The organism is Pseudomonas sp. UBA7500, from assembly GCF_002478435.1.
Taxonomy (GTDB): Bacteria; Pseudomonadota; Gammaproteobacteria; order Pseudomonadales; family Pseudomonadaceae; genus Aquipseudomonas; species Aquipseudomonas palmensis.
The window spans coordinates 50,637-74,129 of sequence record NZ_DLNW01000050.1 but is presented as its reverse complement, the minus strand read 5'-3'; the positions used below and the strand labels follow the sequence as shown (position 1 = coordinate 74,129).

At 60.3% G+C, this 23,493-nt stretch carries 19 protein-coding genes, 4 tRNA genes and 1 pseudogene; 18 read left to right on the top strand and 6 right to left on the bottom strand.

Annotated features, from left to right (window positions below):
• Nucleotides 1–63: 63 nt before the first annotated feature.
• Complete coding sequence (locus B4I46_RS21580) at nucleotides 64–819, top strand: spermidine synthase (RefSeq protein ID WP_043862738.1); 756 nt, start codon at nucleotides 64–66, stop codon at nucleotides 817–819.
• Nucleotides 820–1,141: 322 nt separating this feature from the next.
• Nucleotides 1,142–2,843: pseudogene (locus tag B4I46_RS21575) on the top strand (DEAD/DEAH box helicase).
• A gap of 105 nt (nucleotides 2,844–2,948) precedes the next feature.
• Here the strand turns inward: B4I46_RS21575 and B4I46_RS21570 are convergent.
• A complete protein-coding gene (locus tag B4I46_RS21570) occupies nucleotides 2,949–3,716 on the bottom strand; it encodes a DODA-type extradiol aromatic ring-opening family dioxygenase (RefSeq protein ID WP_286901778.1) in 768 nt (255 codons plus the stop codon).
• Nucleotides 3,717–3,821: 105 nt separating this feature from the next.
• Between B4I46_RS21570 and B4I46_RS21565 the strand changes: the two genes are divergently transcribed.
• The gene (locus tag B4I46_RS21565; protein ID WP_043862741.1) at nucleotides 3,822–4,475 is read left to right on the top strand and encodes a thiopurine S-methyltransferase; all 654 of its coding nucleotides are present in this window, start codon (nucleotides 3,822–3,824) and stop codon (nucleotides 4,473–4,475) included.
• Nucleotides 4,476–4,526: 51 nt separating this feature from the next.
• Here B4I46_RS21565 and htpX read toward each other — a convergent pair whose 3' ends face one another.
• Both htpX and B4I46_RS21555 read right to left on the bottom strand, forming a co-directional pair.
• Nucleotides 4,527–5,414 carry a protease HtpX gene (htpX, locus tag B4I46_RS21560; protein WP_043862742.1) on the bottom strand — a complete coding sequence of 296 codons (888 nt, stop codon included), beginning with the start codon at nucleotides 5,412–5,414 and terminating at the stop codon, nucleotides 4,527–4,529.
• 203 nt (nucleotides 5,415–5,617) lie between these two features.
• Complete coding sequence (locus B4I46_RS21555; protein WP_043862743.1) at nucleotides 5,618–6,829, bottom strand: pyridoxal phosphate-dependent aminotransferase; 1,212 nt, start codon at nucleotides 6,827–6,829, stop codon at nucleotides 5,618–5,620.
• A 165-nt stretch (nucleotides 6,830–6,994) separates the two neighbouring features.
• Between B4I46_RS21555 and msrB the strand changes: the two genes are divergently transcribed.
• On the top strand, nucleotides 6,995–7,390 hold the full coding sequence (gene msrB / locus B4I46_RS21550) for a peptide-methionine (R)-S-oxide reductase MsrB (RefSeq protein WP_043862744.1): 396 nt from the start codon (nucleotides 6,995–6,997) through the stop codon (nucleotides 7,388–7,390).
• A 26-nt stretch (nucleotides 7,391–7,416) separates the two neighbouring features.
• Nucleotides 7,417–7,905, top strand: coding sequence for a glutathione peroxidase (locus tag B4I46_RS21545; protein WP_043862745.1), 489 nt, complete (start codon nucleotides 7,417–7,419; stop codon nucleotides 7,903–7,905).
• Here the strand turns inward: B4I46_RS21545 and B4I46_RS21540 are convergent.
• A complete protein-coding gene (locus B4I46_RS21540) occupies nucleotides 7,902–10,268 on the bottom strand; it encodes a response regulator (RefSeq protein WP_104572092.1) in 2,367 nt (788 codons plus the stop codon). The genes B4I46_RS21545 and B4I46_RS21540 overlap by 4 nt on opposite strands.
• A gap of 76 nt (nucleotides 10,269–10,344) precedes the next feature.
• Between B4I46_RS21540 and B4I46_RS21535 the strand changes: the two genes are divergently transcribed.
• Both B4I46_RS21535 and B4I46_RS21530 read left to right on the top strand, forming a co-directional pair.
• Nucleotides 10,345–11,232 carry an ATP-binding protein gene (locus tag B4I46_RS21535; protein WP_286901776.1) on the top strand — a complete coding sequence of 296 codons (888 nt, stop codon included), beginning with the start codon at nucleotides 10,345–10,347 and terminating at the stop codon, nucleotides 11,230–11,232.
• Nucleotides 11,232–11,714: a GAF domain-containing protein gene (locus B4I46_RS21530; protein ID WP_286901774.1), complete on the top strand. Its 483-nt coding sequence runs from the start codon at nucleotides 11,232–11,234 to the stop codon at nucleotides 11,712–11,714. The genes B4I46_RS21535 and B4I46_RS21530 overlap by 1 nt, the downstream gene beginning before the upstream one ends.
• Before the next feature lie 74 nt (nucleotides 11,715–11,788).
• Here the strand turns inward: B4I46_RS21530 and B4I46_RS21525 are convergent, their stop codons facing one another.
• Nucleotides 11,789–12,556: a hypothetical protein gene (locus B4I46_RS21525; protein WP_043862749.1), complete on the bottom strand. Its 768-nt coding sequence runs from the start codon at nucleotides 12,554–12,556 to the stop codon at nucleotides 11,789–11,791.
• A gap of 333 nt (nucleotides 12,557–12,889) precedes the next feature.
• Here B4I46_RS21525 and B4I46_RS21520 point away from each other — a divergent pair.
• The 11 genes from B4I46_RS21520 to B4I46_RS21470 all read left to right on the top strand — a co-directional run bounded on the left by B4I46_RS21520 (nucleotide 12,890) and on the right by B4I46_RS21470 (nucleotide 22,876).
• A tRNA-Glu gene (locus tag B4I46_RS21520) sits at nucleotides 12,890–12,965 on the top strand.
• A gap of 2 nt (nucleotides 12,966–12,967) precedes the next feature.
• Nucleotides 12,968–13,043, top strand: a tRNA-Gly gene (locus tag B4I46_RS21515).
• Nucleotides 13,044–13,145: 102 nt separating this feature from the next.
• Nucleotides 13,146–13,221 (top strand) — tRNA-Glu (locus tag B4I46_RS21510).
• Nucleotides 13,222–13,224: 3 nt separating this feature from the next.
• Nucleotides 13,225–13,300, top strand: a tRNA-Gly gene (locus B4I46_RS21505).
• A 349-nt stretch (nucleotides 13,301–13,649) separates the two neighbouring features.
• Complete coding sequence (locus tag B4I46_RS21500) at nucleotides 13,650–14,486, top strand: aldolase/citrate lyase family protein (protein ID WP_043862901.1); 837 nt, start codon at nucleotides 13,650–13,652, stop codon at nucleotides 14,484–14,486.
• Nucleotides 14,483–16,006 carry a lipid II flippase MurJ gene (locus B4I46_RS21495; RefSeq protein ID WP_080922904.1) on the top strand — a complete coding sequence of 508 codons (1,524 nt, stop codon included), beginning with the start codon at nucleotides 14,483–14,485 and terminating at the stop codon, nucleotides 16,004–16,006. Before B4I46_RS21500 ends, B4I46_RS21495 begins: the two co-directional genes overlap by 4 nt.
• 1 nt (nucleotide 16,007) lies before the next feature.
• On the top strand, nucleotides 16,008–16,562 hold the full coding sequence (locus tag B4I46_RS21490) for a sugar transferase (RefSeq protein ID WP_052504286.1): 555 nt from the start codon (nucleotides 16,008–16,010) through the stop codon (nucleotides 16,560–16,562).
• 1 nt (nucleotide 16,563) lies between these two features.
• Complete coding sequence (gene asnB / locus B4I46_RS21485; protein ID WP_043862899.1) at nucleotides 16,564–18,318, top strand: asparagine synthase (glutamine-hydrolyzing); 1,755 nt, start codon at nucleotides 16,564–16,566, stop codon at nucleotides 18,316–18,318.
• A gap of 10 nt (nucleotides 18,319–18,328) precedes the next feature.
• A complete protein-coding gene (locus tag B4I46_RS21480; protein ID WP_286901771.1) occupies nucleotides 18,329–19,324 on the top strand; it encodes a hypothetical protein in 996 nt (331 codons plus the stop codon).
• A 152-nt stretch (nucleotides 19,325–19,476) separates the two neighbouring features.
• Nucleotides 19,477–20,775 carry a hypothetical protein gene (locus B4I46_RS21475; RefSeq protein WP_286901770.1) on the top strand — a complete coding sequence of 433 codons (1,299 nt, stop codon included), beginning with the start codon at nucleotides 19,477–19,479 and terminating at the stop codon, nucleotides 20,773–20,775.
• A gap of 103 nt (nucleotides 20,776–20,878) precedes the next feature.
• The gene (locus tag B4I46_RS21470; RefSeq protein WP_043862909.1) at nucleotides 20,879–22,876 is read left to right on the top strand and encodes a polysaccharide biosynthesis protein; all 1,998 of its coding nucleotides are present in this window, start codon (nucleotides 20,879–20,881) and stop codon (nucleotides 22,874–22,876) included.
• A 194-nt stretch (nucleotides 22,877–23,070) separates the two neighbouring features.
• Here B4I46_RS21470 and B4I46_RS21465 read toward each other — a convergent pair whose 3' ends face one another.
• A complete protein-coding gene (locus B4I46_RS21465; RefSeq protein ID WP_043862897.1) occupies nucleotides 23,071–23,484 on the bottom strand; it encodes a PA2817 family protein in 414 nt (137 codons plus the stop codon).
• Nucleotides 23,485–23,493: the final 9 nt, after the last annotated feature.

The window sequence follows — 23,493 nt, the reverse complement described above, 5'->3', positions numbered from 1 at the left end:
ATCGCCTGTATTGACGGACAATGGTCGTTTTTGCTTGGGCACATGCAGGTGTCGGGAGAGAGCATGACAGAGGAACGGGTAGAGCGGCTGCTGGCGCAGGTGCACGACGAGTTCGGCACCATCAGCGTGCTGGAAGTCGAGGACTACCGCTTTCTCGAGTTTGGCGAGGCCATCGAGCAGAGCTGCGTATTCACTGCCGACCCGAGCTGGCTGGAGTACGACTATACCCGCGCCATGCTGGTGGGCGCGCTGTGCCACTGCGAGCCTGAAAGTGCGCTGTTTCTCGGCCTGGGTGCCGGTACCCTGACCCAGGCCTGCCTGAAGTTCCTGCCCCTGGAGGACGTGGAGGCCATCGAGCTGCGTCCCGAGGTGCCGCGCCTGGCCATCGAGTACCTGGGGCTGGACGATGATCCGCGCCTGTACATCCGCGTGGGTGATGCGGTCGAGCTGCTGGAGACGGCCGAGCCTGCCGACCTGATCTTCGTCGACCTCTACACCGACCACGGGCCCGGCGTCGGCCACCTGGCCTGGAAGTTTCTCGAAGACTGCCAGAAGCGCCTTAACCCCGGCGGCTGGCTGGTCATCAACCAGTGGGCCACCGATGACGGCAAGCCGCTGGGCGCTGCGCTGTTGCGCGGGCTGTATCACCGCCATTACTGGGAGCTGCCGGTGAAGGAGGGCAACGTCATCCTGCTGGTGCCCGCCGACCTCGACCAGACCCTCGACCGGGAGGCGCTCACCGCGCGCGCCCGGGCTCTTGAACCGCGCCTGGGCTACTCCCTGCAGCGCCTGATCGAGGTGATCCGACCGGCATCTTGAATAAAACGTTTCAGCTCCGGCCGCGCCGCCAACAGACGCGTGGGCCTCGATCATCGGCAAGGGCTGTCGATTCGAGGCCTCCGGGCTTCTCTTCCCTGTAAAAAAGTCTCACGCGATGCAGGAAATCGGGTATAGTACGCGCCGGTCTTTTACCGGACCTCGTTCAGGTAGTGCAATTCCCCGAAGCCAGCTTCGGCTGCGCGTCCGCACCGCGGACTCTGCCTTGACGTTCCTTTTTTTCTTCAATCGTTTTCGCAAATCCCCGCCGACAAAGCTGCCAGGGTGACCTTCGGGTCTTACAAGGCATGTGCAGCTTTGGAGCATGGGTCTTTGCGGATGCACTTAGAGGCAGACCCATGACCCAGGAAACCGGCGGCTTCGCCGCTCTCGATCTTCATCCAAGTATTGTTGCCGCCGTTATCGCCACTGGCTACGAAGAGCCATCGGCCATTCAGCAGCAATCGATCCCGATTATTCTTGCCGGTCATGACATGATCGGTCAGGCGCAGACAGGTACCGGTAAAACCGCTGCCTTCGCTCTGCCAATCCTGCACCGCATCGACCCGAGCAAGCGCGAGCCGCAAGCCCTGATCCTGGCGCCAACCCGTGAGTTGGCGCTGCAAGTAGCTACCGCATTCGAAACCTACGCCAAGCAGATGCCGGGCGTTACCGTGGTAGCGGTATACGGTGGTGCCCCGATGGGCCCACAACTCAAAGCAATCCGTAACGGCGCGCAGATCGTCGTCGCTACCCCTGGCCGTCTGTGCGACCACCTGCGTCGCGACGAGAAGGTGCTGGCTACCGTCAATCACCTGGTGCTCGACGAAGCTGACGAAATGCTCAAGCTGGGCTTCATGGACGACCTGGAAGTCATCTTCAAGGCCATGCCGGAAACCCGCCAGACCGTACTGTTCTCGGCCACCCTGCCGCAGTCGATCCGTGCGATCGCCGAGCGTCACCTGCGTGACCCGAAACACGTCAAGATCCAGACCAAGACCCAGACCGTGACTGCCATCGAGCAGGCACACCTGATGGTCCACGCCGACCAGAAGGTCTCGGCGGTACTGCGCCTGCTGGAAGTCGAAGAGTTCGATGCACTGATCGCCTTCGTACGTACCAAGCAAGCCACCCTGGACCTGGCCAGCGCCCTGGAAGCCAAAGGCTACAAGGCTGCCGCGCTCAACGGTGACATCGCCCAGAACCAGCGTGAGCGCGTCATCGACTCGCTCAAGGATGGTCGCCTGGACATCGTCGTCGCTACCGACGTCGCTGCCCGTGGTCTGGACGTACCGCGCATCACCCACGTGTTCAACGTCGACATGCCGTACGATCCGGAGTCCTACGTTCACCGTATCGGCCGTACCGGCCGTGCCGGTCGCGAAGGTCGTGCACTGCTGCTGGTCACCCCGCGTGAGCGCCGCATGCTGCAGGTGATCGAGCGTGTGACCGGCCAGAAGGTTGCCGAAGTTCGTCTGCCCAACGCCCAGGCCGTACTGGACGCGCGCATCAAGAAGCTCACCAACAGCCTCGCGCCGCTGGTTGCCGATGCAGAAGCTACCCACGGTGATCTGCTCGACCGCCTGACTGCCGACATCGGTTGCAGCCCGCGTGCCCTGGCCGCGGCCCTGCTGCGCAAGGCCACCAATGGCCAGGCGCTGACCCTGGAAGCCGTCGAGAAAGAGCAGCCGCTGGTGCCGACTTCGGCCCCGCGTGGTGATCGTCCTGCCGGTGAGCGCTCCGAGCGTGGCGAGCGTGAGCGTCGCGCGCCGATGCCACTGGGTGAAGGTCGTGCACGTTGCCGTACCGCGCTGGGTGCGCGTGACGGTATCGCGGCCAAGAACCTGCTGGGTGCGATCCTCAACGAAGGCGGCCTGGCCCGCGAAGCGATCGGTCGCATCCAGGTGCGCGACAGCTTCAGCCTGGTCGAGCTGCCGGAAGATGGCCTCGAGAAGCTGCTGACCAAGCTCAAGGACACTCGCGTTGCCGGCAAGCAGCTGAAGCTGCGTCGTTATCGCGAAGATTGATCTTCGAGTGAAATGAAAAATCCCCGACTGGTTCGGGGATTTTTTTTGCCTGGGCGGCCTGTTTCGCTTGTAGGGGCCGGCCTTGCCGGGGAAAGGGCTGCCGCCTCAGTCGAACCGATAGATATCCATTCCCAGTGCTCCCAGGGTAAAGCCCTGGTGCTCGATCGCGAACCGCTCGCCCGCGCCGCGGGCAAAGTACAGCGGCAGCAGGTGCTCGTCGCTCGGGTGGTTGCGCACCGCAAACGGCGCCTGCCGGCGATAGTCATGCAGGGCCGGCGTGTCGCCCGCAGCCAGCTTGTCGATCATCCAGTCGCGAAACGCCAGTGCCCAGGGCTCTACGCTCTCGGGGCCGGCATGCCAGTCGAGTTCGCGCAGGTTGTGGGTAATGCTGCCGGAGCCGATCAGCAGCACGCCTTCCTCGCGCAGGGCCGCCAGTGCCTGGCCTACCTGTTGCTGGTACGCCGGGCCTTGCTGGCTGGGCAGTGATACCTGCACCACCGGTATGTCCGCCGCCGGGTACATCAGCGACAGGGGCACCCACGCGCCATGGTCGAAAGGCCGCTTGGCGTCGAGTGTTGTGGGCAGCCCGGCTTCATTGAGCCGTTGCCTTACCTGTTCGGCGAGCTGTGGGTCGCCGGGGGCAGGGTACTGCACGGCATACAAGGCGGCCGGAAAGCCGCCGAAGTCGTGCCAGGTGGGTGGGTGCGGGTTGCTTGTCACGCGCAGTTCGGTGGTTTCCCAGTGCGCAGACATCACGACGATCGCTCTGGGGCGCGGCAGTTGCGCCGCCAGGCGCGCAAGTGCCGGGCCGCTGGCACCCGGTTCCAGTGCCAGCATGGGAGAGCCATGGGAGATAAACAGGCTGGGCAGCATCGGGGTGGTCCTGAAGGTTAATATGCAGCCATCTTCAGGCAGATCATTGATCTAAATCTAATATAAGTTTTTGCGGTATTTAATCGAATTTATCGAGGTAAGGTTATGCAGCCCGCGTTCTGGCACAACCGCTGGGAGAACGATCTGATCGGCTTTCACCAGCAGCAGGTCAACCCGTATCTGCAGCAGCATTGGCCCGCACTGGGCATTGCGCCTGGTGCCCGTGTACTGGTGCCGCTGTGCGGCAAGAGCCTGGACATGGCGTGGCTGGCCGCGCAAGGCCACGACGTGCTTGGGGTGGAGTTGTCCGAGCGGGCGGTGAAGGACTTTTTTTCCGAGCATGAGCGGGAGCCGCAGGTTTCGCAGCAGGGGGCCTTCACGGTCTACCGCAGCGAGGGCATCGAGTTGTGGTGTGGCGATTTCTTCGCACTGACCGCGGGTGACGTGCGGGGCTGTACGGGCCTTTACGACCGTGCCGCGATCATCGCCTTGCCGCCTGCCATGCGCGAGCGGTATGTGGCGCATCTGCAGCAGCTCCTGCCGTCGCCTTGCAAGGGCCTGTTGATTACTCTGGACTACGATCAGGCGGTTACTGACGGTCCGCCCTTTGCCGTGCCCGATGAAGAGGTCGAGCGCCTGTTCGGCGAGCATTGGCAGTTGGCGATCGCCGCGCAGGACGACGTGTTGGCGCAGAGCCCCAGGTTCATCAAGGCGGGTGCTGATCGGCTGCTGGAGCGGGTGTACCGTCTGCAACGCTGAAATGAAAAAGGGCGACCCGTGGGTCGCCCTTCCTGTTTGCCTGCTGCTCGCTTAGCCGCGACGACGCAGGGCTTCGATACGATCTTCCAGCGGCGGGTGACTCATCAGCAGACCTGCCAGGCCCTGCTTGAGGCCACCATTGATGCCGAAGGCATTCAGGGTGTCAGGCATGTGCACAGGCACGCCCTGTTCAGAACGCAGGCGCTGCAGCGCGCCGATCATCGCGTTGGTGCCGGCCAGGCGGGCGCCGGCTTCGTCGGCGCGGAACTCGCGCTTGCGCGAGAACCACATGACGATGATGCTGGCCAGGATACCCAGGACCAGTTCGGCAACGATGGTCGCGATGTAGTAGGCAATGCCCTGGCCTTCTTCGTTCTTGAAGATCACCTTGTCGACGAAATTGCCGATGATGCGTGCGAAGAACATCACGAAGGTGTTGACCACACCCTGTACCAGCGCGAGGGTCACCATGTCGCCGTTGGCGACGTGGCCGATCTCGTGGGCCAGCACGGCGCGGACTTCATCACGCGAGAAACGCTCGAGCAGGCCCTGGCTGACCGCGACCAGCGCATCGTTGCGATTCCAGCCGGTAGCGAAGGCGTTGGCCTCGTAGGCCGGGAAGACACCCACCTCGGGCATCTTGATGCCTGCCTGGCGGGAAAGCTCTTCGACGGTCTGCAGCAGCCATTGCTCATGGTGGGTGCGCGGCTGGGTGATGATCTGGGTACCGGTGCTCATCTTCGCCATCCACTTGGAGATGAACAGTGAGATCAGCGAGCCGGCAAAGCCGAACACAGCGCAGAAAATCAGCAACTGGTCGAGCTTGAGGTCAACCCCGTTTGCCGCCATGAACCCGTTGAAGCCGAACAGGCTCAGGGTGATGCTGGCAATCAGCACGACCGCAAGGTTGGTGGCCACAAACAGCAAAATGCGCATCATGGTTGTTACGTTCTCCTGACGGATAGAAAGCTTGCGTATGCGGGGTATATAAGGTGCGCGCTCCGTGTATTCAACCGGGCGACTATTTCAAACTGTGTACTTGTGCGGGCAGGCGCGGAGAATGCCAGGTGCGCGAGCCAGAGCGGCAGGCTTGAGGTTGGCCCGTGGCCTGCGCCAGGGCTGGCGCAGGCAGGCATTCGGGCTTACTGCTGGTAGGTCTTGAGGAAATTGCCGATGCGACCGATCGCCTGCTCCAGGTCATCGACACGTGGCAGGGTCACGACGCGGAAGTGGTCGGGCCACGGCCAGTTGAAGGCGGTGCCTTGCACGATCAGCAGTTTTTCCGACAGCAGCAGGTCGAGGGCGAACTTTTCGTCATTGAAGATCGGGCAGACCTTCGGGTCGATGCGCGGGAAGGCATACAGGGCGCCCATCGGCTTGACGCAGCTGACCCCTGGAATGTCGTTGAGCAGCTCCCAGGTACGGTTGCGCTGCTCCAGCAGGCGACCTGGCGGCAGCACCAGGTCATTGATGCTCTGGTAGCCGCCCAGTGCGGTCTGGATGGCGTGCTGGCTCGGCACGTTGGCGCACAGGCGCATGTTGGCCAGCATGTCGATGCCTTCGATATAGCTCTGGGCGTGCTGCTTGGGCCCGGACAACGCCAGCCAGCCGGAGCGGAAGCCCGCCACCCGGTACGACTTGGACAGGCCGTTGAAGGTCAGGCAGAGCAGGTCGGGGGCCAGCGAGGCGGTGCAGATGTGCACGGCATCGTCGTACAGGATCTTGTCGTAGATCTCGTCGGAGAACACCACCAGGTTGTGTTGGCGGGCGATTTCCAGCATGCCCAGCAGCAACTCGCGCGAGTACACCGCGCCAGTGGGGTTGTTCGGGTTGATGATCACCATGGCCTTGGTGTTGGGGGTGATCTTGGCCTTGATGTCGGCAAGGTCGGGGAACCAGTCGGCCTGCTCGTCGCACAGGTAGTGCACCGGGTTGCCGCCGGCCAGGCTCACCGCAGCGGTCCACAGCGGGTAGTCCGGGGCCGGGATCAGCACCTCGTCGCCGTTGTTGAGCAGGGCCTGCATCGACATCACGATCAGCTCGGACACGCCGTTGCCCAGGTAGATGTCCTCGATGCCGACACCTTCGACCTGCTTCTGCTGGTAGTACTGCATCACCGCCTTGCGCGCGCTGAACAGGCCCTTGGAGTCGCTGTAGCCCTGGGCGGTGGGCAGGTTGCGGATCACATCCTGGAGGATCTCGTCGGGCGCCTCGAAACCAAAGGGCGCCGGGTTGCCGATGTTCAGCTTGAGGATGCGGTGGCCTTCCTCCTCCAGGCGTTTGGCGTGCTTGAGCACCGGGCCGCGAATGTCGTAGCAGACATTGGCGAGCTTGTTCGATTTGCTGACCTGCATGATGTGATCCCGATTAGAAAAGATCGCCGCGCATTGCGCTGTGAAAACGTTTGAAATGCGTGTAACGCGGGTGCCAGACTGACGTCTGATGAGGCGCAATAATACGTGCCACCCGCGTTGTCGAAAAGACGCAGTGCGGGGTTTTTAATTCAGCGAGGCCTGGTGATGGAAAAGATCGAGAAAACCCTGGAAGAATGGCGTGCGATGCTCGACCCCGAGCAGTACAACGTGTGCCGCCTGAAGGGCACCGAGCGCCCGTTCAGCGGCAAGTACAACAGCACCCGCACCGATGGCGTCTACCATTGCATCTGCTGCAACAAGCCGCTATTCGATTCCAGAGCCAAGTTCGACTCCGGCTGCGGCTGGCCCAGCTTCTACGAGCCTATCGCCGACAACGCGATGGTCGAGATCCGCGATACCTCACATGGCATGATTCGCACCGAAGTCACCTGCGCCACTTGCGATGCCCATCTGGGCCATGTGTTTCCCGACGGCCCGCCGCCCACCGGTCTGCGCTACTGCATCAACTCGGTGTGCCTTGACCTGGTGCCGCGACAGTAACCCACCCGAACGCAGGAGACGCGGTCATGGCCGACAACAGTTTGCTCAATATTCCCTGCACCACCCTGCGGGGCGAGCAGAAAACCCTGGCGGATTACCCGGCAAGGGCGGTGCTGGTGGTCAATACCGCCAGCCAGTGCGGGTTCACGCCACAGTACAAGGGCCTGGAGTCGCTATGGCAGCGCTATCGCGAGCGCGGCCTGGTGGTGTTGGGCTTTCCCTGCAACCAGTTCGGCAAGCAGGAGCCGGGCGATGAGCTGGCGATATCGCAGTTCTGTGAAGCCAACTTTGGCGTGAGCTTTCCCCTGTTCAGAAAGGTCGAGGTCAATGGGGCGGGAGCGCATCCCCTGTTCGCCGCGCTCAAGCAGAGGGCTCCCGGCCTGTTCGGTTCGCAGGCGATCAAGTGGAATTTCACCAAGTTCCTGGTCGATCCGCAGTCGGGTGCCGTGAGCCGTTATGCGCCCAGCACCAAGCCCGAGGCGCTGGCGGGCGATATCGAAAAGCTGCTGCGCTAGGTTTCAGGGGCTGTTGGCGGCACCCAGTGATCGATCAGCGCCAGCAACTCTTCGCGGCGAAAGGGTTTGGCCAGGTAGTCGTTCATGCCTGCCGCCCGGCAGCGTTCGCGTTCCTCGGGCATGGCGTTGGCGGTAAGTGCCACGATGGGCAGGTCGGGCCAGCGTCCGCTCTGGCGTATGCGTCGGCTGGCCTCGTAGCCGTCCATCACCGGCATGTTGCAGTCCATCAGCACCAGGTCGAAGGCGGCTTGCTCCAACTGCTCCAGGGCCTCCCCGCCGTGGGCGGCCACGATCACCTCGCAGCCCAGCTTGCCCAGCATGCCCTTGGCGACCAGCTGGTTCACCGGGTTGTCTTCCACCAGCAGGATGCGGGCACGACGCTCGCTGGTCTGGGTGCCCGCCTGGGCGACCGGGCCTGCATCGTCACTGCCCTGCAGAATGCGCTGCAAGGTCTGGTACAGGGCGTTGCGGGCCAGCGGGCGGGCCTGCTGCTGCAGCGGCGCCAGCTGGGCGGCTTCTTCCCCCGGCAGGAAGTTGCCATAGGCGGTCACCAGCAGGATTGGCGCCTTGAGTGACGGACGCAGGCCGAACAGGCCATCCAGGTTGTCGGTGACCAGCAGGTCGGGCTCCAGGTCGACCAGGCTGTCGATGCTGTCATGGCGCGAGTACGTCAGCCCCCAACGTGGCAGCAGGCTCTGCAGCAGTTCGGCAAGGCCGCTGCTGGCGCTGCTGATCGCCACCACCTTGCCGCGCAGGGGGGCGGGTGCAATCGCCGGGGTGTGGGAGGCCAGCGGCAGCTCGACACTGAACTGGCTGCCGAAGCCAGCTTCCGAACTGATGCTCAGGCGCCCCTGCATGGCTTCGCAAAGGTTGCGGGTCAGCGCCAGGCCCAGGCCGGTGCCGCCATACTGGCGGGTAATACCGGCACCGGCCTGGGTGAAAGGCTGAAAGATCCTGACCTGGGCTTCCAGCGGGATGCCGATGCCCGTGTCGCAGACTTCCAGGCGCACGCCGCCGGGGTAGGTGCCCAGGCGAACGTCGACACGCCCGAAACGGGTGAACTTGAGCGCATTGGACAGCAGGTTGCTGACGATCTGGCGCACCCGCGTGGGGTCACCCAGCACGCTGCTGGGAAACTGCGGATCGATCAGGCAGGTCAGCTCCACGCTGGGCGCCGCGTTCTGCGACAGCAGGTTGGCGGTGTCTTCCACCAGGGCGCCGAGGTCGAAGGGGATGCGCTCCAGCTCCAGCTGGCCGGCGTCGAACTTGGACAGGTCGAGAATATCGTTGAGCAGTTCCACCAGTACCTTGCCCGAGTCGTGGGCGATGGACAGCTGCTGGCGTTGTTCGGCGTTGAGCGGGCTGTCCAGCGACAGCGCGATCATGCCCAGCAGGCCATTGAGCGGGGTGCGGATCTCGTGGCTCATGTTGGCCAGGAATGCGGCACGGGCCTGGGCCATGTCCAGTGCTCGGCGTCGCGCCTGCTCCAGTTCCTCGTTGGACTGGCTCAGGCGGGTGTTGCTGGACTTGAGTTCGTTGGTACGGGCCGAAACGATGTTTTCCAGCTCGTTGAGGTAGTCGGTCAGGCGGTTTTCGGCGTTGCGCCGCTGCTGGATCTCGGTGGCCATGCTCACGAACTGCTGGTTGGCGACCTTGACCAGCACGCCGATCTCGTCCTGTTCGTGACCGGGCGGGAAGGCCAGCTTGTTCTGGTTGGGCGCGCGCGCATTGCTGTTGCTCAGGGCGCTGATCACCCGCACCAGCGGCTTGGTCAACATGAAATAGAACAGTGCCAGCAGGATGCCGGTCAGCACCAGGCTGCGCACGAACCCGTTGAGCAGCGTTACTTCGGCCCGCTTCAGAAAGCGGCTGCCGAAGGCGAAGGTGTCGACTTCAAGATACAGGGTGCCGAGGTATTCGCTGGGCATCTGGTCGAGCATCAGGCGATCCTGGAACTGCCGGCTCTGGCCGAAGAGAAAATCACTCACTACCCGATAGCTGCTTTGTTCGCGCGGGCGCTGCACATCGGACAACACGCTGTCGGTGTTGTCGATCAGGCGCGCACGGGTGATGGCGGGGGATTTGAGCAGGCCCAGGGTCAGTTCGTTGGCCAGTTCCGCGTCGAGGTTGTAGGCAATGCGCGAGGCGGGGTTGTGGCTGATTTGCAGCAGTGCCTGCATCTCGCGATTGATAGAGGCGTCTTCGCTGGCATAATCGATGCCGATCTGGATGAGACTGAGCAATGTTCCCAGGATGAAACCGACCAGGACCGTCAGCCGGGCTTGCTTGTAAGACAGGCGATTGGTGAACTTGATATCCATGTATCCCGAGCCAGTTCCACTTTCCGTGCGCTGCGCAAGCATAGCCGATCACCCCCGGTAGCTGGCAGGTACTGTCGCACATTCAGGCTTTCCCAAGAATCTGTGTCGAGGACATAACGTGGACTCTCGCTTGAATGCTTTCCTGGAGCGCGCCGAATCGGTATTGGCGCGTCTGGAACCGCTGCTGCCGGCATTGCGCCCCAGCATCGATTGGACCCAGTGCCTGGCTGCCCGTTGGCAGCGCGAAGGGCGCAGCGGTTTTCTGCTGCCGCTCGAGGTCAGCCTGGACATGCGCCTGACCGACCTGATCGGTGTCGACAGGCAGCGTGAACAACTGGGCCGCAATACCCGCCAGTTCATCGACGGCATGCCGGCCAACCACGCGCTGCTGTGGGGCTCGCGCGGCACCGGCAAGTCGTCGCTGGTGCGTGCCTTGCTGGCAGAGTACGCCCCACAGGGGCTGCGCCTGATCGAGATCGAGCGTGACCACCTGGCGGACCTGCCGCGGGTGGTGGAACAACTGCACAAACTGCCACAGCGTTTCGTGCTGTTCTGCGATGACCTGTCGTTCGAGGCCGGGGAGGGCGACTATCGCGTGCTCAAGAGCGTGCTGGACGGCTCCCTCGAGCAGGCGCCGGACAACGTTCTGCTGTATGCCACCTCCAACCGTCGGCACCTGGTGCCGGAAAAGCAGAGCGACAACGAGAACTGGAAGATGGTCGACGGCGAGCTGCACCCCAGCGAGGCCGTCGAGGACAAGATTGCCCTGTCGGACCGCTTCGGTCTGTGGCTGTCGTTCTACCCGTTCACCCAAGAGCACTTCCTTGATGTGGTCGAGCACTGGATCACCCAGTTGGCGCTGGCGCCAGGTCTGGTCTGGACGCGGGATGAAGAGCTGGACAAGGCCGCGATCCGCTGGGCAACCGGCCGCGGCAATCGCAATGGCCGCTGCGCCTATCAATTTGCCCGCTATTGGGTGGGCCTGAAACTGCTGGAGCAACAGTAATGATCGATTTGAATGCAGTGGGGGGCGGCCAGTGCGGCTATGACCTGCTGGCGGCGCAGTTGGAGGCACTACTGAACGGGGAGCGGGATTTCATTGCCAACGCTGCGCAGCTTTCCGCCTTTCTGTACAGCCAGGTCGAAGACCTGAACTGGGCAGGTTTCTACCTGGCGCGCGGTGAAGAGCTGGTGCTGGGGCCGTTTCAGGGGCAGGTTGCGTGTGTACGCATCCCGTTCGGGCGCGGGGTGTGCGGGGCTGCGGCGGCTACACGCCAGACCCAGCGTGTGGAGGATGTGCATGCCTTCCCGGGGCATATTGCCTGTGACAGCGCCTCCAACAGCGAGTTGGTGATCCCTCTGGTCAAGGACGGTGCGCTGATCGGCGTGCTGGACCTGGACAGCCCTGTACTTGCACGCTTCGGTGAGCAGGATCAGGCCGGGCTGGAGCGTCTGGCGCGGATTTTCCTGGATTCGACGGACTGCTGAGGCGGGTAGAGGCGTTGCGCCCATTCGCCAGCAAGCTCCTGTCGGGGGCTGCTGGCGAATGGGTTGTGTTGTAATCAGTCGTAGATGACTTTCTTCTTCCAGTCTTCTTCGGTGTCGGACTTCAGCCCTTCGGTCAGTGGGTTGACCTCGTCTTCGGTTGGCTGGTTCTGGCTCAGTACCATGGCGTTGGCGCGTGCCAGCAGTTTGTCCATATAGTCGAGCTGCTCGCGGTAGAGCACCGGATCAGGTTGCTTGCGCAGGTACTGTACGCCCCGTTCGAACGCCAGGCGGGCCTGCCCCGGCTGGTTCTGCTGCAGCGCATGCTGCCCCAGGTTGTTGAAGAACTCGATGTGCAGCAGCACCAGGATATGGCGAATTTCCTTTACCCAGTACTTGGCTTCGTTGGTCGGCAGGAAGCCTTCCTGGGAGGCGCGCACCACCTGGCTGTGCAGGGCTTCGAGCAGAAAGCGTACATCCTTGGCACGGGCTTCGGTCTGGATCGGGCCGGGAGGGTTGTTCACCGGTATGCCATCGCCCAGGGCAATCAGGCCCTGGAGCTCGCTGATGCGTGCCTGGATTTCACGGTTGTGCTTGTCCAGGGCCAGGCGGCGCTGGTTCAGGTTCAGTTCGAGGCGGGTAAGCAGCAGCTTGAGTGCCGGGGTCATCAACTGGCCGGGGAAGGTTTCGGTGATTTCGCCACAACGACGCAAGCGGTCGGCCAGCTCGATCTTGAGACGGGCTCGTTCCAGCTTGTTGCTCTCGACTACATTGTTCAGGTAGCCAATCACGATCAAGAGTGCGATACCCGCTACTATAAGCAGGGTGATCAGAAGTGGTGTCACCGTTAACGCCTCATACAGGAAGGTTTGCCGTTTGAGTGTAGTGGCTTCGCTTTTGCCCGGATAGAGCTGTTTGGCAGTTGAGCAGGGCGGATTGCTGGCATTTTGCCTTGAGGTGCCGCCAGCACTGGGCCGCGTCGCGTATGTGCGTCAGAAAATAATCGTCAAGGCTCAGGCGCGCTACGGCCCCCGTGGCAGCGTAAAGCAGGGCGAAGTCATTGATTTAAATAAATTTATATCTAGGGGTTGACGACTTCTCAAAGCACCCCTAGAATGCGCGCCACTTGCAGCGTAAAGCACACAGCGAAACGCGGCAGGGAGTGAATGTTGTAGTGTGTCCCCTTCGTCTAGTGGCCTAGGACACCGCCCTTTCACGGCGGTAACAGGGGTTCGAGTCCCCTAGGGGACGCCATTGCGGGAATAGCTCAGTTGGTAGAGCACGACCTTGCCAAGGTCGGGGTCGCGAGTTCGAGTCTCGTTTCCCGCTCCAATTTTAAGCAGCTTTGCTTCAGGGCAGGGCTGAGTGAAACCAGAAAGCATCTTCGGGTGTATTTCTGGAACTGAAACACTACACCATGGTGTTTCAGGCAGTGTCCCCTTCGTCTAGTGGCCTAGGACACCGCCCTTTCACGGCGGTAACAGGGGTTCGAGTCCCCTAGGGGACGCCATTTGCGGGAATAGCTCAGTTGGTAGAGCACGACCTTGCCAAGGTCGGGGTCGCGAGTTCGAGTCTCGTTTCCCGCTCCAAATTCAAAGAAAACGCCGTTCGTATGAACGGCGTTTTTTTTTGTCTCGATTAAAGTTCTTTTTTCGCAAGTCTGTAGGAAGGTGCTCCGATGCAGGTGGTGCGGGGCTGTCCGACACTTCGGATTGAGGTAGAATGCCGCTCTTATTTGTCGGTCGTGCGAACTTGCTCTGGTTGATTTTCAGCCCCCTCAATGCAGGTGAAGCCGATCACCCCGACAGGTGCCCGCTGCTTGTCTTGCGCCTGTTTGTTCACTCGAAAGATTAATGGACTTAATCATAGCGTCGAAAATCGTGGCCTCTATTTTCATATAGATCAGGCTAAACCCATTACTGGCACAAGGGAGCCTTAATGAAGCTTCTCATGATCACCAACTGCCCGCAGATGGCAGGTTTCGCTGTCGAGAATGGTGTAGATCGCATTTTCGTGGACACGGAAATCACTGGCAAAGAGGCACGTCAGGGCCACCTGAACACAGTTATCAGCAAGCACACCCTCGATGACGTGCGACGTGTCAGGCCCGCCGTGCCGTCAGGTCGTTTGCTTGTGCGCATAAATCCTGTCCACGAAGGCAGCCAGGCCGAGATCGATCAGGCTATTGATGCAGGGGCCGATATCCTGATGCTTCCCATGTTCAGGGGGCCTGACGAAGTTCGCACGTTCACTCAGGCGGTACGGGGCAGGGTGCGCTGCAGTCTGCTGGTCGAGACAGTGGGTGCGGCTGCAACGCTGGCAGAATGTGTGCGGGTGCCGGGCGTGGACGAGGTGCATATCGGTCTGAACGACCTTCACCTCGAACAGGGGCTGGACTTCATGTTCGAGCTGGTAGCCAACGGCACGGTAGATGGTCTGGCGGCGGTACTGCGCGATGCCGGCCTGCCGTTCGGTATCGGTGGTCTTGCGCGGGTGGGTGACGGCATGCTGCCGGCCGAATTGCTGGTGGCGGAACATGCACGGCTTGGCTCCAGCGCGGCAATTCTGTCCAGAGCCTTCCATCGCAATGCCTCCTCGGTGGAACAGATCCGGGCCGAGATGGATTTTGCAGGCGAAGTGCAGAAGTTACGCGACGTCTATGAGCACTATCGATGCGCAGCACCGGAGCAGTTGCAAGCCGCTCATGCTAGCGTGCAGACGGGTGTGCAGGCGATTGTCGCCGCGATCCGGGCTCGTCGGGTGAATGGTGAATGACGTCGCCAGGACAGCGTAGTTTGTTGAGCGCAGGGCTGTTCCTGAGTCTGGCATTGATGGCTGGGCGTCTGGCTGGCTTCGGGCGCGAGGTGTTGCTGGCATCATCATTGGGATTGTCCGAGCAGGCCGATATCGCCATTGTGCTGTTGACGGTGCCTGATCTGCTGGTCAACCTCCTACTTTCCGGTGGCATCGGTGTGGCTCTGGTCCCGGCGCTGCGCGCGGCAAGCCCGGCACAGGCTGCGGCCCTTTTCAGGCAGGCTTCACTGGCATTTGGCGCCTTGTTCGCAGTGTTCGGCCTGTGTTTTGCGTTGCTGCCGGGATTGTGGTTTTGGCTGTTCGCGCCAGGCTTGCAAGCGCCCACGCAATGGCTGGACAGCTGGATGATCTATGCCATTGCGCTGGCGATCCCGCTTGCTGCGCTCTCTGGCGTCAGCACAGCAGCACTCAACGCCCGTGACCGTTTCTTCGTGGCCGGATGCGGCACGCTATTCTTTAATCTGAGCATCATTGCCGCGTTACTGATGGCCATGTTCTGGTCCAGAAGTTACCTGTCGTTGCTCTGCGCGGGCATCCTGGCAGGAGCGCTGCTGCGCTGGGTCAGCCAGTGGATTGCGCTGCGTGGAGGCGCACCACGGGTAATGCAGGCACATCATGGTCTGCTGCTTGACCGTCGTCTGATACAGGGTTTTGTCGCCGGGCTGGCTTCGGCATCGTTGCTGATTCTGGTGCCGGTGGCTTTGCGTGCAGGGGCCAGTTGGCTGGGCAAGGGGGAATTGGCGGCGTTCAACTATGCAATAAAGCTGGTCGAGTTGCCGCTGGGCATCCTGATCACCACCTTGGCCACCGTGGCATTTCCACGCCTGAGTGAGGCTCACGATCACAACGACGCGACGGCCTTCGACGGTATCCTGAAGTCGGGCCTGCAGCGTGCGCTGGTGTTGTCTTTCGCCGTTGTGCTGTGCGGAATACCGTTTGTCGACGCGGTGGTGGCGATACTCTTTGGTGCGGGGCGTGTCGGTGTCGATGGGCTGGCGCACATCACCAGTCTGACCCAGATCGCCCTGCTGAGTGTACCGTGGGTGGGCATTGCCAGCCTGGCGGCAGCGGCACTCAACGCGCGCAGGCTGCCGGCGCAGGTGCTGCGCCGAACTGCCCTGATCATGCTGGTGTTCCCATTGTTGTGCCTGCCAGGGTTGCTGATGGCCGACCCCATCGCGCTGATGGGGGCACTGCCGGTGTTTCATTGCATCCTGGCGATCAGCCTTATGCAGGCCTTGGGCCGCGAAGGCGTGCGGTCTGCTCGTGCGCAGTTGTATAGAGTTTTGAGCTGTTTGTTCGCCATCGGCAGTGTCGCTATCGTCGGCTGGCTCACTGACGTTCTGGTAGTGAAACCATTTGCCGTGCTGTTGCCCGGTTCCCTTGATATTTGGCGCGTGCTGCTCGCGGGTGGGGTCTTTGCTGGCGCAGTGGCTGCGGGTCTATTGGTGTTGCGCTTTGCTGACAGGCGTAGGAGATAACGTGAAAAGGCTTTTTGACTTGTTCTGTGCTGGTGGGGCTATCGTGGTGTTGTCGCCGATTTTACTCGGGGTCGCGGCAGTCATCTATTTCTCCGACTTCGGACCAGTGCTGTTCAAGCAGCGGAGGGTCGGGCGTGCAGGGCGTGAGTTTTTCATCTACAAGTTCCGAAGCATGGTGCTCAACGCCGAGAGTCTCGGCGGGTTCTCCACTGCAGAAGGCGATCCGCGGATCACCCGGGTCGGTCGGTTCATTCGGCGTACAAGCCTTGATGAACTGCCGCAGTTGTTCAATGTATTGCTGGGTGACATGAGCGTGGTCGGGCCGCGCCCGGATGTGCCCGCGCAGCGCCCGCTATACACGGAAGAAGAGTGGCGCGTGCGACATAGTGTGCGACCAGGTATCACCGGGCTTGCGCAGGCGACATTGCGCTCGGCTGCAACCGAGCAGCAGCGCAAGCAATTGGATCTGCAATATGCCCAAGAGGCGTCGCTGATGAAGGACCTTGAAATCATCATGCTGACGTTCAAACAGGTTTTCGGAAAAGGCGGCAACTGAAATGTGCGGAATTTTTGGATATTTTAATCGCCGGGGCAAGTCGCTGGCCCCTGACACGGTGCGGTCGATGGGAGAGTCGATTCGTCATCGCGGACCAGATGATCAGGGTGTATTCAGTGCTCCGGGTGTGGCACTGGGCAATCAGCGCCTGTCCATCATCGACCTGGCTGGTGGGCATCAGCCGTTCATTTCCGATGACCAGAACATCGTCGTAGTACAGAATGGTGAAATTTTCAATCACCTTGAGCTGGCGCAGGAGCTGGAAGGCACACCATACGCTTGTCGCACGCATTCGGACACCGAGGTGCTGCTGCGCCTTTACGAGCGTGAAGGTATTGCCTTTGTCGAGAAACTCAATGGGATGTTCGCCATCGCCATCTACGATGCCCGCGAGCAGGCGCTGTACCTGGTGCGTGATCGGATCGGGGTAAAGCCGCTGTATGTACACGATGATGGCGAGCAGATCACCTTTGCGTCGGAAATCAAGTCGGTGCTCAAGGCTGGCATGCCACATCCGCCAATGGACGAAGAGGCTTTGCACCACTACCTCACGTTCAACTACGTGCCGGCGCCATTCACTTTGTATCAGGGTGTGCGTCATTTGATGCCGGGTCACCTGATGAAGATCACCTCGCAGGGTGTCGAGGTGTCGTGCTGGTGGGACCTTGCGGCGGTCCAGCCCGTTCACGGACGCAGCGAGGAGGAATGGATCGAAGAATTCAACGCCATTTTGGACGACGCCGTGCGCTTGCGGCTGCGTTGCGATGTGCCGTTCGGTGCGTTTCTTTCCGGCGGCGTTGATTCGAGCACCGTCGTTGGCTTGATGGCTCGACACATGACCGATCCGGTGAAGACCTTTTGTATCGGTTTCGACGACCCGCGCTACGATGAGTCAGCCTACGCGCAGGAAGCTGCCGAGCGTTTTGGGGCCGAGCACGTCATGGAGCGAGTAGAGCCTGACATGCTTGATCTGTGGCCAATGGCTACCTATCACTGCGACCAGCCCCACGGGGATGTTTCATTCCTGCCCACCTATCGCGTTTCAGCGTTGGCCGCCAAACATGTGAAGGTAGTGCTGACCGGTGATGGCGGCGACGAACTGTTTGCCGGTTATGATAAACATCGAGATTTCTTCGCGCGTCCTGAAGCGGCCACCTGGTCCGACGAAGAGTTTCAACGCAACTATTTCGACAGTATTTCGCTGTTTACCCACCACGGTAAACAGGCCTTGTACACGCCGGAGCGCGCGGCGCGGTTAGAAGCAATCGATTCCTTCGACGTAGCAGCGCCTTACTTCAAGGCGGTGGCGCACCAGGACCGAATCAACCAGGCCTTGTATCTGGACATGCAATTGCTGCTTTCGGGCAATAATCTGGTCAAGCCCGACCGAATGGGCATGGCCGTGTCGCTCGAAGCGCGTACGCCTTTCCTGGACTACCGCATGATGGAGTTCGCCTTCCGCATGCCGGGTTCGCTCAAGCTCAAGGACGGCATCACAAAGTATCTGTACAAAAAAGCGGTCGCGCCGCTGATCGGCGATAACCTGGCCTACCGCAAGAAGCAGATGTTCACGGTGCCAGTCGGCGAGTGGTTCAAGACCACCAAAGCGGATTACTGTCGTGAAAACATGCCTGTCGGAGTGTTTGACCAGGCAGCGATGTCCCGCATGAACGAGGCGCATATTTCAGGTGAGGAGAACAGGACGCGGGAAATTCGTGCGCTTATTGCTTTGAGCCATTGGCAGAAGAACTGCTAGGACCCGAAGCATGAAAGTACGTATCTCAACGCTCGTGATTCTGTTGCTGCTGTTGGGCATTACGTTGTCCGGTGTGAAGGAGTTTTCAGCGTGGCCGCAGGTCGTGGACCTGTGGCTGCAGCGGGCAACTCCGGCGACTCTCACCGGGCACCCGCATCTGTTCCGGTACATGGTCGCCTATCCGGGGTTGATGCTGGAGCGGGACTATCCGGGGCTTGGATTCTCACTGTACTGTTGCCTTTTCATGTTGCTCAATGCATCGGTGTGGTCGGCCATCGTGCGCAAGACTCACCAGGTCAGCCCGTCCTACTTGATCTGGGGATTGTTTTTCCTGGTCCACATGTTCATGAACGGGCGCGGTGTGATCGCCTGGAGCGCCTGGCTTTTGGGCGTCTCGTTGTGCATTGACATGAGTCGGGCGCAGGTTCCTATAAAATGGCCGGTCTTGCGAGGTGCCGTTGCCTGTTTCCTGGGGACCGTCAGTACAGGTGTATTCGTCATCGTGCTGTTCGCCATCTTCCTTTTCTTTCTCGAGCGCTGGAAAGCAGGCGGCGTCAAGCTCAGGAACTTCAGTGGGCTGGTGGCGTTGATACTGCTGATGCTCTGCGGCTATGTGTTCTTGTCCTACTTCATTGTGGCGATCGAGAAGAACCTGGACTTCTATGGAGGCGGTATACAGGGCCTGATGCTCATGCTCAAGCATGGGATGGGCAAGATCTTCTTTGCAGGCGGCGGTCTGGGTCTGATCCTGTTGCTGTTAGCCCTACCGATCGGTGCCCTTGGAGCTCTGATTTTCTTTTTCGGCCCTCGCATACGCCCTGTACGCAAGCTGTTGATCATCTCAATGGCGGGTGGGCTGTTCGGTTTTACCGTGCTTACTCTTGCCATACCGCTCTTGCTCTGTGAAGCCGGCAGCGCCATGCGGCGAGTACTGAGGTATCTCGGGCTGCAGCGTCAACCTGTTGTTCCAGTGATCAGTACCCGTGGTTTGAATGTGACTGATTGATTGCAAGGGATCCCATACCCTTTTAAGGTGTTTGCCTGATTGCATGCAGTATTCATGGGTAGCACAGCGTGAGTGATTGCAACTGTTTGGTTGAGGAGTCCTGTACCCGTGCATTGCACTAGGTCAGGCCGATCGTATTATGAGCACCCTAGATGACAAGTGATGACGTTGTAGCTGTTGACGATTTGCCTGTTGCAGAGAAAGGCCCGATTTTGATAGTTACCTATGGCGGCGGACACGTTGCCATGCTGACGCCGGTGGCACGTAGTCTTATAGCAAAGGGACATCCGGTGTTGGTTCTTGCTTTGACCACCGCTGTCGGGTATCTGGAGCGTGCGGGCATTCCATTTATTGGCTACCGGCACCTGCCGGATGCTGACCAGGCTGATGTCGTTGCATGGGGGCGCAAGCTGACCAGCGAACTACCGTCCGGTGGCAGCATTGAGCTGGCCGAATCGGTCGCCTACATGGGGCTGAATTATCGCGAACTGGTGGCAGAACATGGTCTGGAAGGTGCGGCACAATTGTTCGCCGAGAAGGGACGCCGGGTGTTCTGTCCGATCGGTCTGTTCAAGCGGTGGCTGGCCGAGCTGCGCCCGTCGCTGGTTATAGCGACCAGTGCCCCGCGTAGCGAGAGAGCCGCGCTCGAAGCCGCCAGCGCGCTGGGTATTGCATCGATCTGTGCCGTGGATCTTTTTGGTCTGCAGGAAATCCAGTGGATCAACCGCCCCGGGTATGCGAGTCGAATCTGTGTACTGAATCAGCAGGTACGGGATATGTTCGTGGAAAAAGGCTGTCACCCCGACGCGATAGTTGTCACTGGCAACCCGGCGTTCGATCGGTTGCAGCAGCCTCAGGTACAGGAAGCGGGACGTGCAATGCGTGCTGCCAAAGGTTGGGGCAAGGACGAAACCGTCATTCTGTGGGCTTCGCAAGTTGAACCCGAGCGCCATCCTTTCGATGGGCGAATCGGCGATCCGACATTGCCGCGCAGGATCGAGGCAGTCTTGCGGGAGTTTGTCAGCACTCATGCAAATTATCGATTGGTGTTGCGCTATCACCCCAGTGAAAGTGCCCAGTTCCACTCAGGCCAGGCGCGTGTCGAGCTCAGTCCACCCAGTGAAGACCTTGCAACTTTGCTGCATGCTCTCGATATCGTGGTCGTGACCAGTTCCACGGTGGGCCTCGAAGCGCATCTGGCCGGGCGTTGTGTTCTTTCTGTGGGTGGATCTGTTTTCAATCAGGATGCGCCCTACGGGAAAATGGGCATTGCCACCGAAGTGAGCTCACCTGAAGGGCTGGGCGCGGCGCTGAGCTGCGTCCAGCTCAAGTCTGAGCAGCGCCCGTCAATGGTTTCGGCTGGTCCCTTGATGGCTAGCGCCACGCATAACATCGTCGAGCTAGCCGAATCGCTGCTAGGGTCAGAAGGCACGGTTTCTCCCCTCTCGTAAGACGGGTCATGGCTTGGAGGATACCAAGCAGGTCGCGGGGGAGTACCCCTGGGTCGATCAATTGAAGAAAAGGAGTGTTGTGGTGTTGAGGCTTGCTGAACAGATGCGGCGTCGCTTGATTGATCTGCCCCGTAAGCAGAAACGGATCATTCTTGTACTGGTGGATGTCGTACTTGTGTGGGTCTCGTTGTGGCTGGCTTTTGTTGTGCGCCTCGGCGATGCGGACGAAATCGATGTGTTTGGCAAACATGCCTGGTTGTTTGCCCTTGCTCCGCTGTTTGCCATTCCGCTGTTCGGGTGCTTTGGCCTGTATCGGGTGGTGATGCGCTACATGGGGAACGATGCGCTGATCGCCATCGTCAAGGCTGTGTCCATTTCTGCATTGCTTCTGGCGCTGTCCATCTATTGGCACGTTGATGCACCCAAGCCATTGCCCCGTTCGATGGTGTTCAACTACTGGTGGCTGAGCATTTTTCTGATCGGTGGCGTACGCCTTGGGTTGCGCCAGTACTTTATCGGTGAATGGTTTTCCCCAGGCTCCCCCTTGCGCTTGAGAAACAGGGACGCTTGTCTGCCCAAGGTCGCGGTATATGGCGCAGGTGCGGCGGGCAATCAGCTGGTCGCCGCCCTGCGGTTAGGTCGGGTTATGCGCCCGGTGGCATTCATCGATGATGACCCCAGCTTGTACAATCGTGCAATTGCCGGGTTGCGGGTGTATTCAGCCAAGCATATTCAGCAGATGCTCGACGAAACCGGTGCACACCAGATCTTGCTGGCGATCCCTTCGGCGACACGGGCGCGTCGACGTGAGGTTCTGTTGGCGCTCGAGTCTTTCCCGCTGCACGTGCGCAGCGTGCCCGGTTTCATGGATCTGGCCAGCGGGCGGGTCAAGGTGGAGGATATCCAGGAGGTGGATATCAGCGACCTGCTCGGGCGAGAATCGGTTCCGCCACTGCAGGCCCTGTTCCAGCAATGTATTCGTGACAAGGTGGTGATGGTAACCGGGGCGGGAGGTTCGATCGGTTCGGAGCTGTGTCGGCAGATCCTGTTCAGCCAGCCGCGCGTATTGTTGCTGTTTGAACACAGCGAGTTCAATCTGTACGCGGTGCACATGGAGCTGGAGCGACGCATCTCCAGCGAGTCACTGCCTACCAGACTGATTCCTATCCTGGGGTCGATTCGAAACCCGTCCCGCATGCTCGATGTTCTGCATACCTGGGGTGTGGAGACGATCTATCATGCGGCTGCCTACAAGCATGTGCCGATGGTGGAGCACAACGTCTCCGAGGGAGTGCTGAACAATATCTTCGGTACGCTGCATACGGCCCAGGCGGCGGTGAAGGCAGGGGTGGCCAATTTCGTGCTGATTTCCACTGACAAGGCTGTGCGCCCGACCAATGTGATGGGGAGTACCAAGCGTGTAGCGGAAATGATCTTGCAGGCTCTCAGCCACGAGCAGGCACCGGTGCTTTTTGGGGATGATGAGGCTGTGCATCACGTCAATAAGACACGCTTCACAATGGTGCGCTTTGGAAATGTGCTGGGCTCTTCCGGCTCGGTAATTCCACGTTTCCATGAACAGATCCGCACGGGTGGCCCGGTTACCGTGACGCATCCCAAGATTACTCGCTATTTCATGACTATTCCGGAAGCCGCGCAGTTGGTGATTCAGGCGGGCTCGATGGGACAGGGTGGAGATGTGTTTGTGCTTGACATGGGCCAGCCGGTGCTTATCGCTGATCTGGCGCAAAAGATGATCCATCTCTCTGGTATGAGCGTGCGTAGTCACAAGAATCCGACTGGGGATATTGCACTGGAATTCACCGGATTGCGCCCCGGTGAAAAGCTGTACGAAGAGTTGCTGATCGGTGAGAACGTCAACTCCACCGAGCATCCCATGATCATGTGTGCCAATGAGGAACACCTCACCTGGGAGGCGCTCAAGGCGATACTTGCCAAGATGAACGCCGCGGTTGATGCCGATGACTATCCGCGCATTCGAGCCTTGTTGCTGGAAATGGTCAGTGGATACACGCCTGAAGACGACATAGTCGATTGGATCTATCAGCAGCGCTGTGGAGGTGGCGAATCACTTCATTGACGCCTTCCAGCTGAAAAAACGCCGTTCATGTGAACGGCGTTTTTTGTTTCGATAAAAAATTTGCTGTTGCAAGGCCGTCAATCTGGCAGCTCTCCCCGTATGTCTCGGCTGGGAAATGGCCAGCCTATCAGCGCAGACATGTCGCACTTTTGCTGCGCTTGAGGATGGGTAGCAGGCCATGCGTAGCAAATGTCTCAGTGCTTGCTGTCGTCGCCCGACATGCTCAACAACTGCTTCTCCTGGTTCCAGTCGAACGGTTCGTCGTTCTGCTCGGCTTCGTAGCGGCGTTCTTCCAGCTCCTGGTACATGGCCAGTTCTTCTTCCGGCATGTAGTGCAGGCAATCGCCGCCAAAGAACCACAGCAGGTCGCGGGGGATAAGGTGCGCGATCTGCGGGTAGCGCTGGATGACCTGGCAGATGAGGTCCTGACCCAGGTAGGTGCTCTCCGGGTCGACCGGCAACTGTTGCATCAGGTCGTCGAAACGCTCCAGAAACAGCGCGTGGCTTTCTTCCGGTACCTGTTCGGCCTCACCCAGGGCTGCAAGGATGGTGCGCAGGTGGGTGAGCAGGGCGAGGTGGTATTCCAGTTGAGCAGTGGCGTTGGCCATGCGGGCGAT

Bases quoted from the DNA above. Each gene is read 5' to 3' on its own strand.
- B4I46_RS21580 (WP_043862738.1), top strand. From the start codon at position 64: ATGACAGAGGAACGGGTAGAGCGGCTGCTGGCGCAGGTGCACGACGAG.
- B4I46_RS21570 (WP_286901778.1), bottom strand. From the start codon at position 3,716: ATGCTGCCCAGCCTGTTTATCTCCCATGGCTCTCCCATGCTGGCACTG.
- B4I46_RS21565 (WP_043862741.1), top strand. From the start codon at position 3,822: ATGCAGCCCGCGTTCTGGCACAACCGCTGGGAGAACGATCTGATCGGC.
- htpX (WP_043862742.1), bottom strand. From the start codon at position 5,414: ATGATGCGCATTTTGCTGTTTGTGGCCACCAACCTTGCGGTCGTGCTG.
- B4I46_RS21555 (WP_043862743.1), bottom strand. From the start codon at position 6,829: ATGCAGGTCAGCAAATCGAACAAGCTCGCCAATGTCTGCTACGACATT.
- msrB (WP_043862744.1), top strand. From the start codon at position 6,995: ATGGAAAAGATCGAGAAAACCCTGGAAGAATGGCGTGCGATGCTCGAC.
- B4I46_RS21545 (WP_043862745.1), top strand. From the start codon at position 7,417: ATGGCCGACAACAGTTTGCTCAATATTCCCTGCACCACCCTGCGGGGC.
- B4I46_RS21540 (WP_104572092.1), bottom strand. From the start codon at position 10,268: ATGCTTGCGCAGCGCACGGAAAGTGGAACTGGCTCGGGATACATGGAT.
- B4I46_RS21530 (WP_286901774.1), top strand. From the start codon at position 11,232: ATGATCGATTTGAATGCAGTGGGGGGCGGCCAGTGCGGCTATGACCTG.
- B4I46_RS21500 (WP_043862901.1), top strand. From the start codon at position 13,650: ATGAAGCTTCTCATGATCACCAACTGCCCGCAGATGGCAGGTTTCGCT.
- B4I46_RS21495 (WP_080922904.1), top strand. From the start codon at position 14,483: ATGACGTCGCCAGGACAGCGTAGTTTGTTGAGCGCAGGGCTGTTCCTG.
- asnB (WP_043862899.1), top strand. From the start codon at position 16,564: ATGTGCGGAATTTTTGGATATTTTAATCGCCGGGGCAAGTCGCTGGCC.
- B4I46_RS21480 (WP_286901771.1), top strand. From the start codon at position 18,329: ATGAAAGTACGTATCTCAACGCTCGTGATTCTGTTGCTGCTGTTGGGC.
- B4I46_RS21475 (WP_286901770.1), top strand. From the start codon at position 19,477: ATGACAAGTGATGACGTTGTAGCTGTTGACGATTTGCCTGTTGCAGAG.
- B4I46_RS21470 (WP_043862909.1), top strand. From the start codon at position 20,879: ATGCGGCGTCGCTTGATTGATCTGCCCCGTAAGCAGAAACGGATCATT.
- B4I46_RS21465 (WP_043862897.1), bottom strand. From the start codon at position 23,484: ATGGCCAACGCCACTGCTCAACTGGAATACCACCTCGCCCTGCTCACC.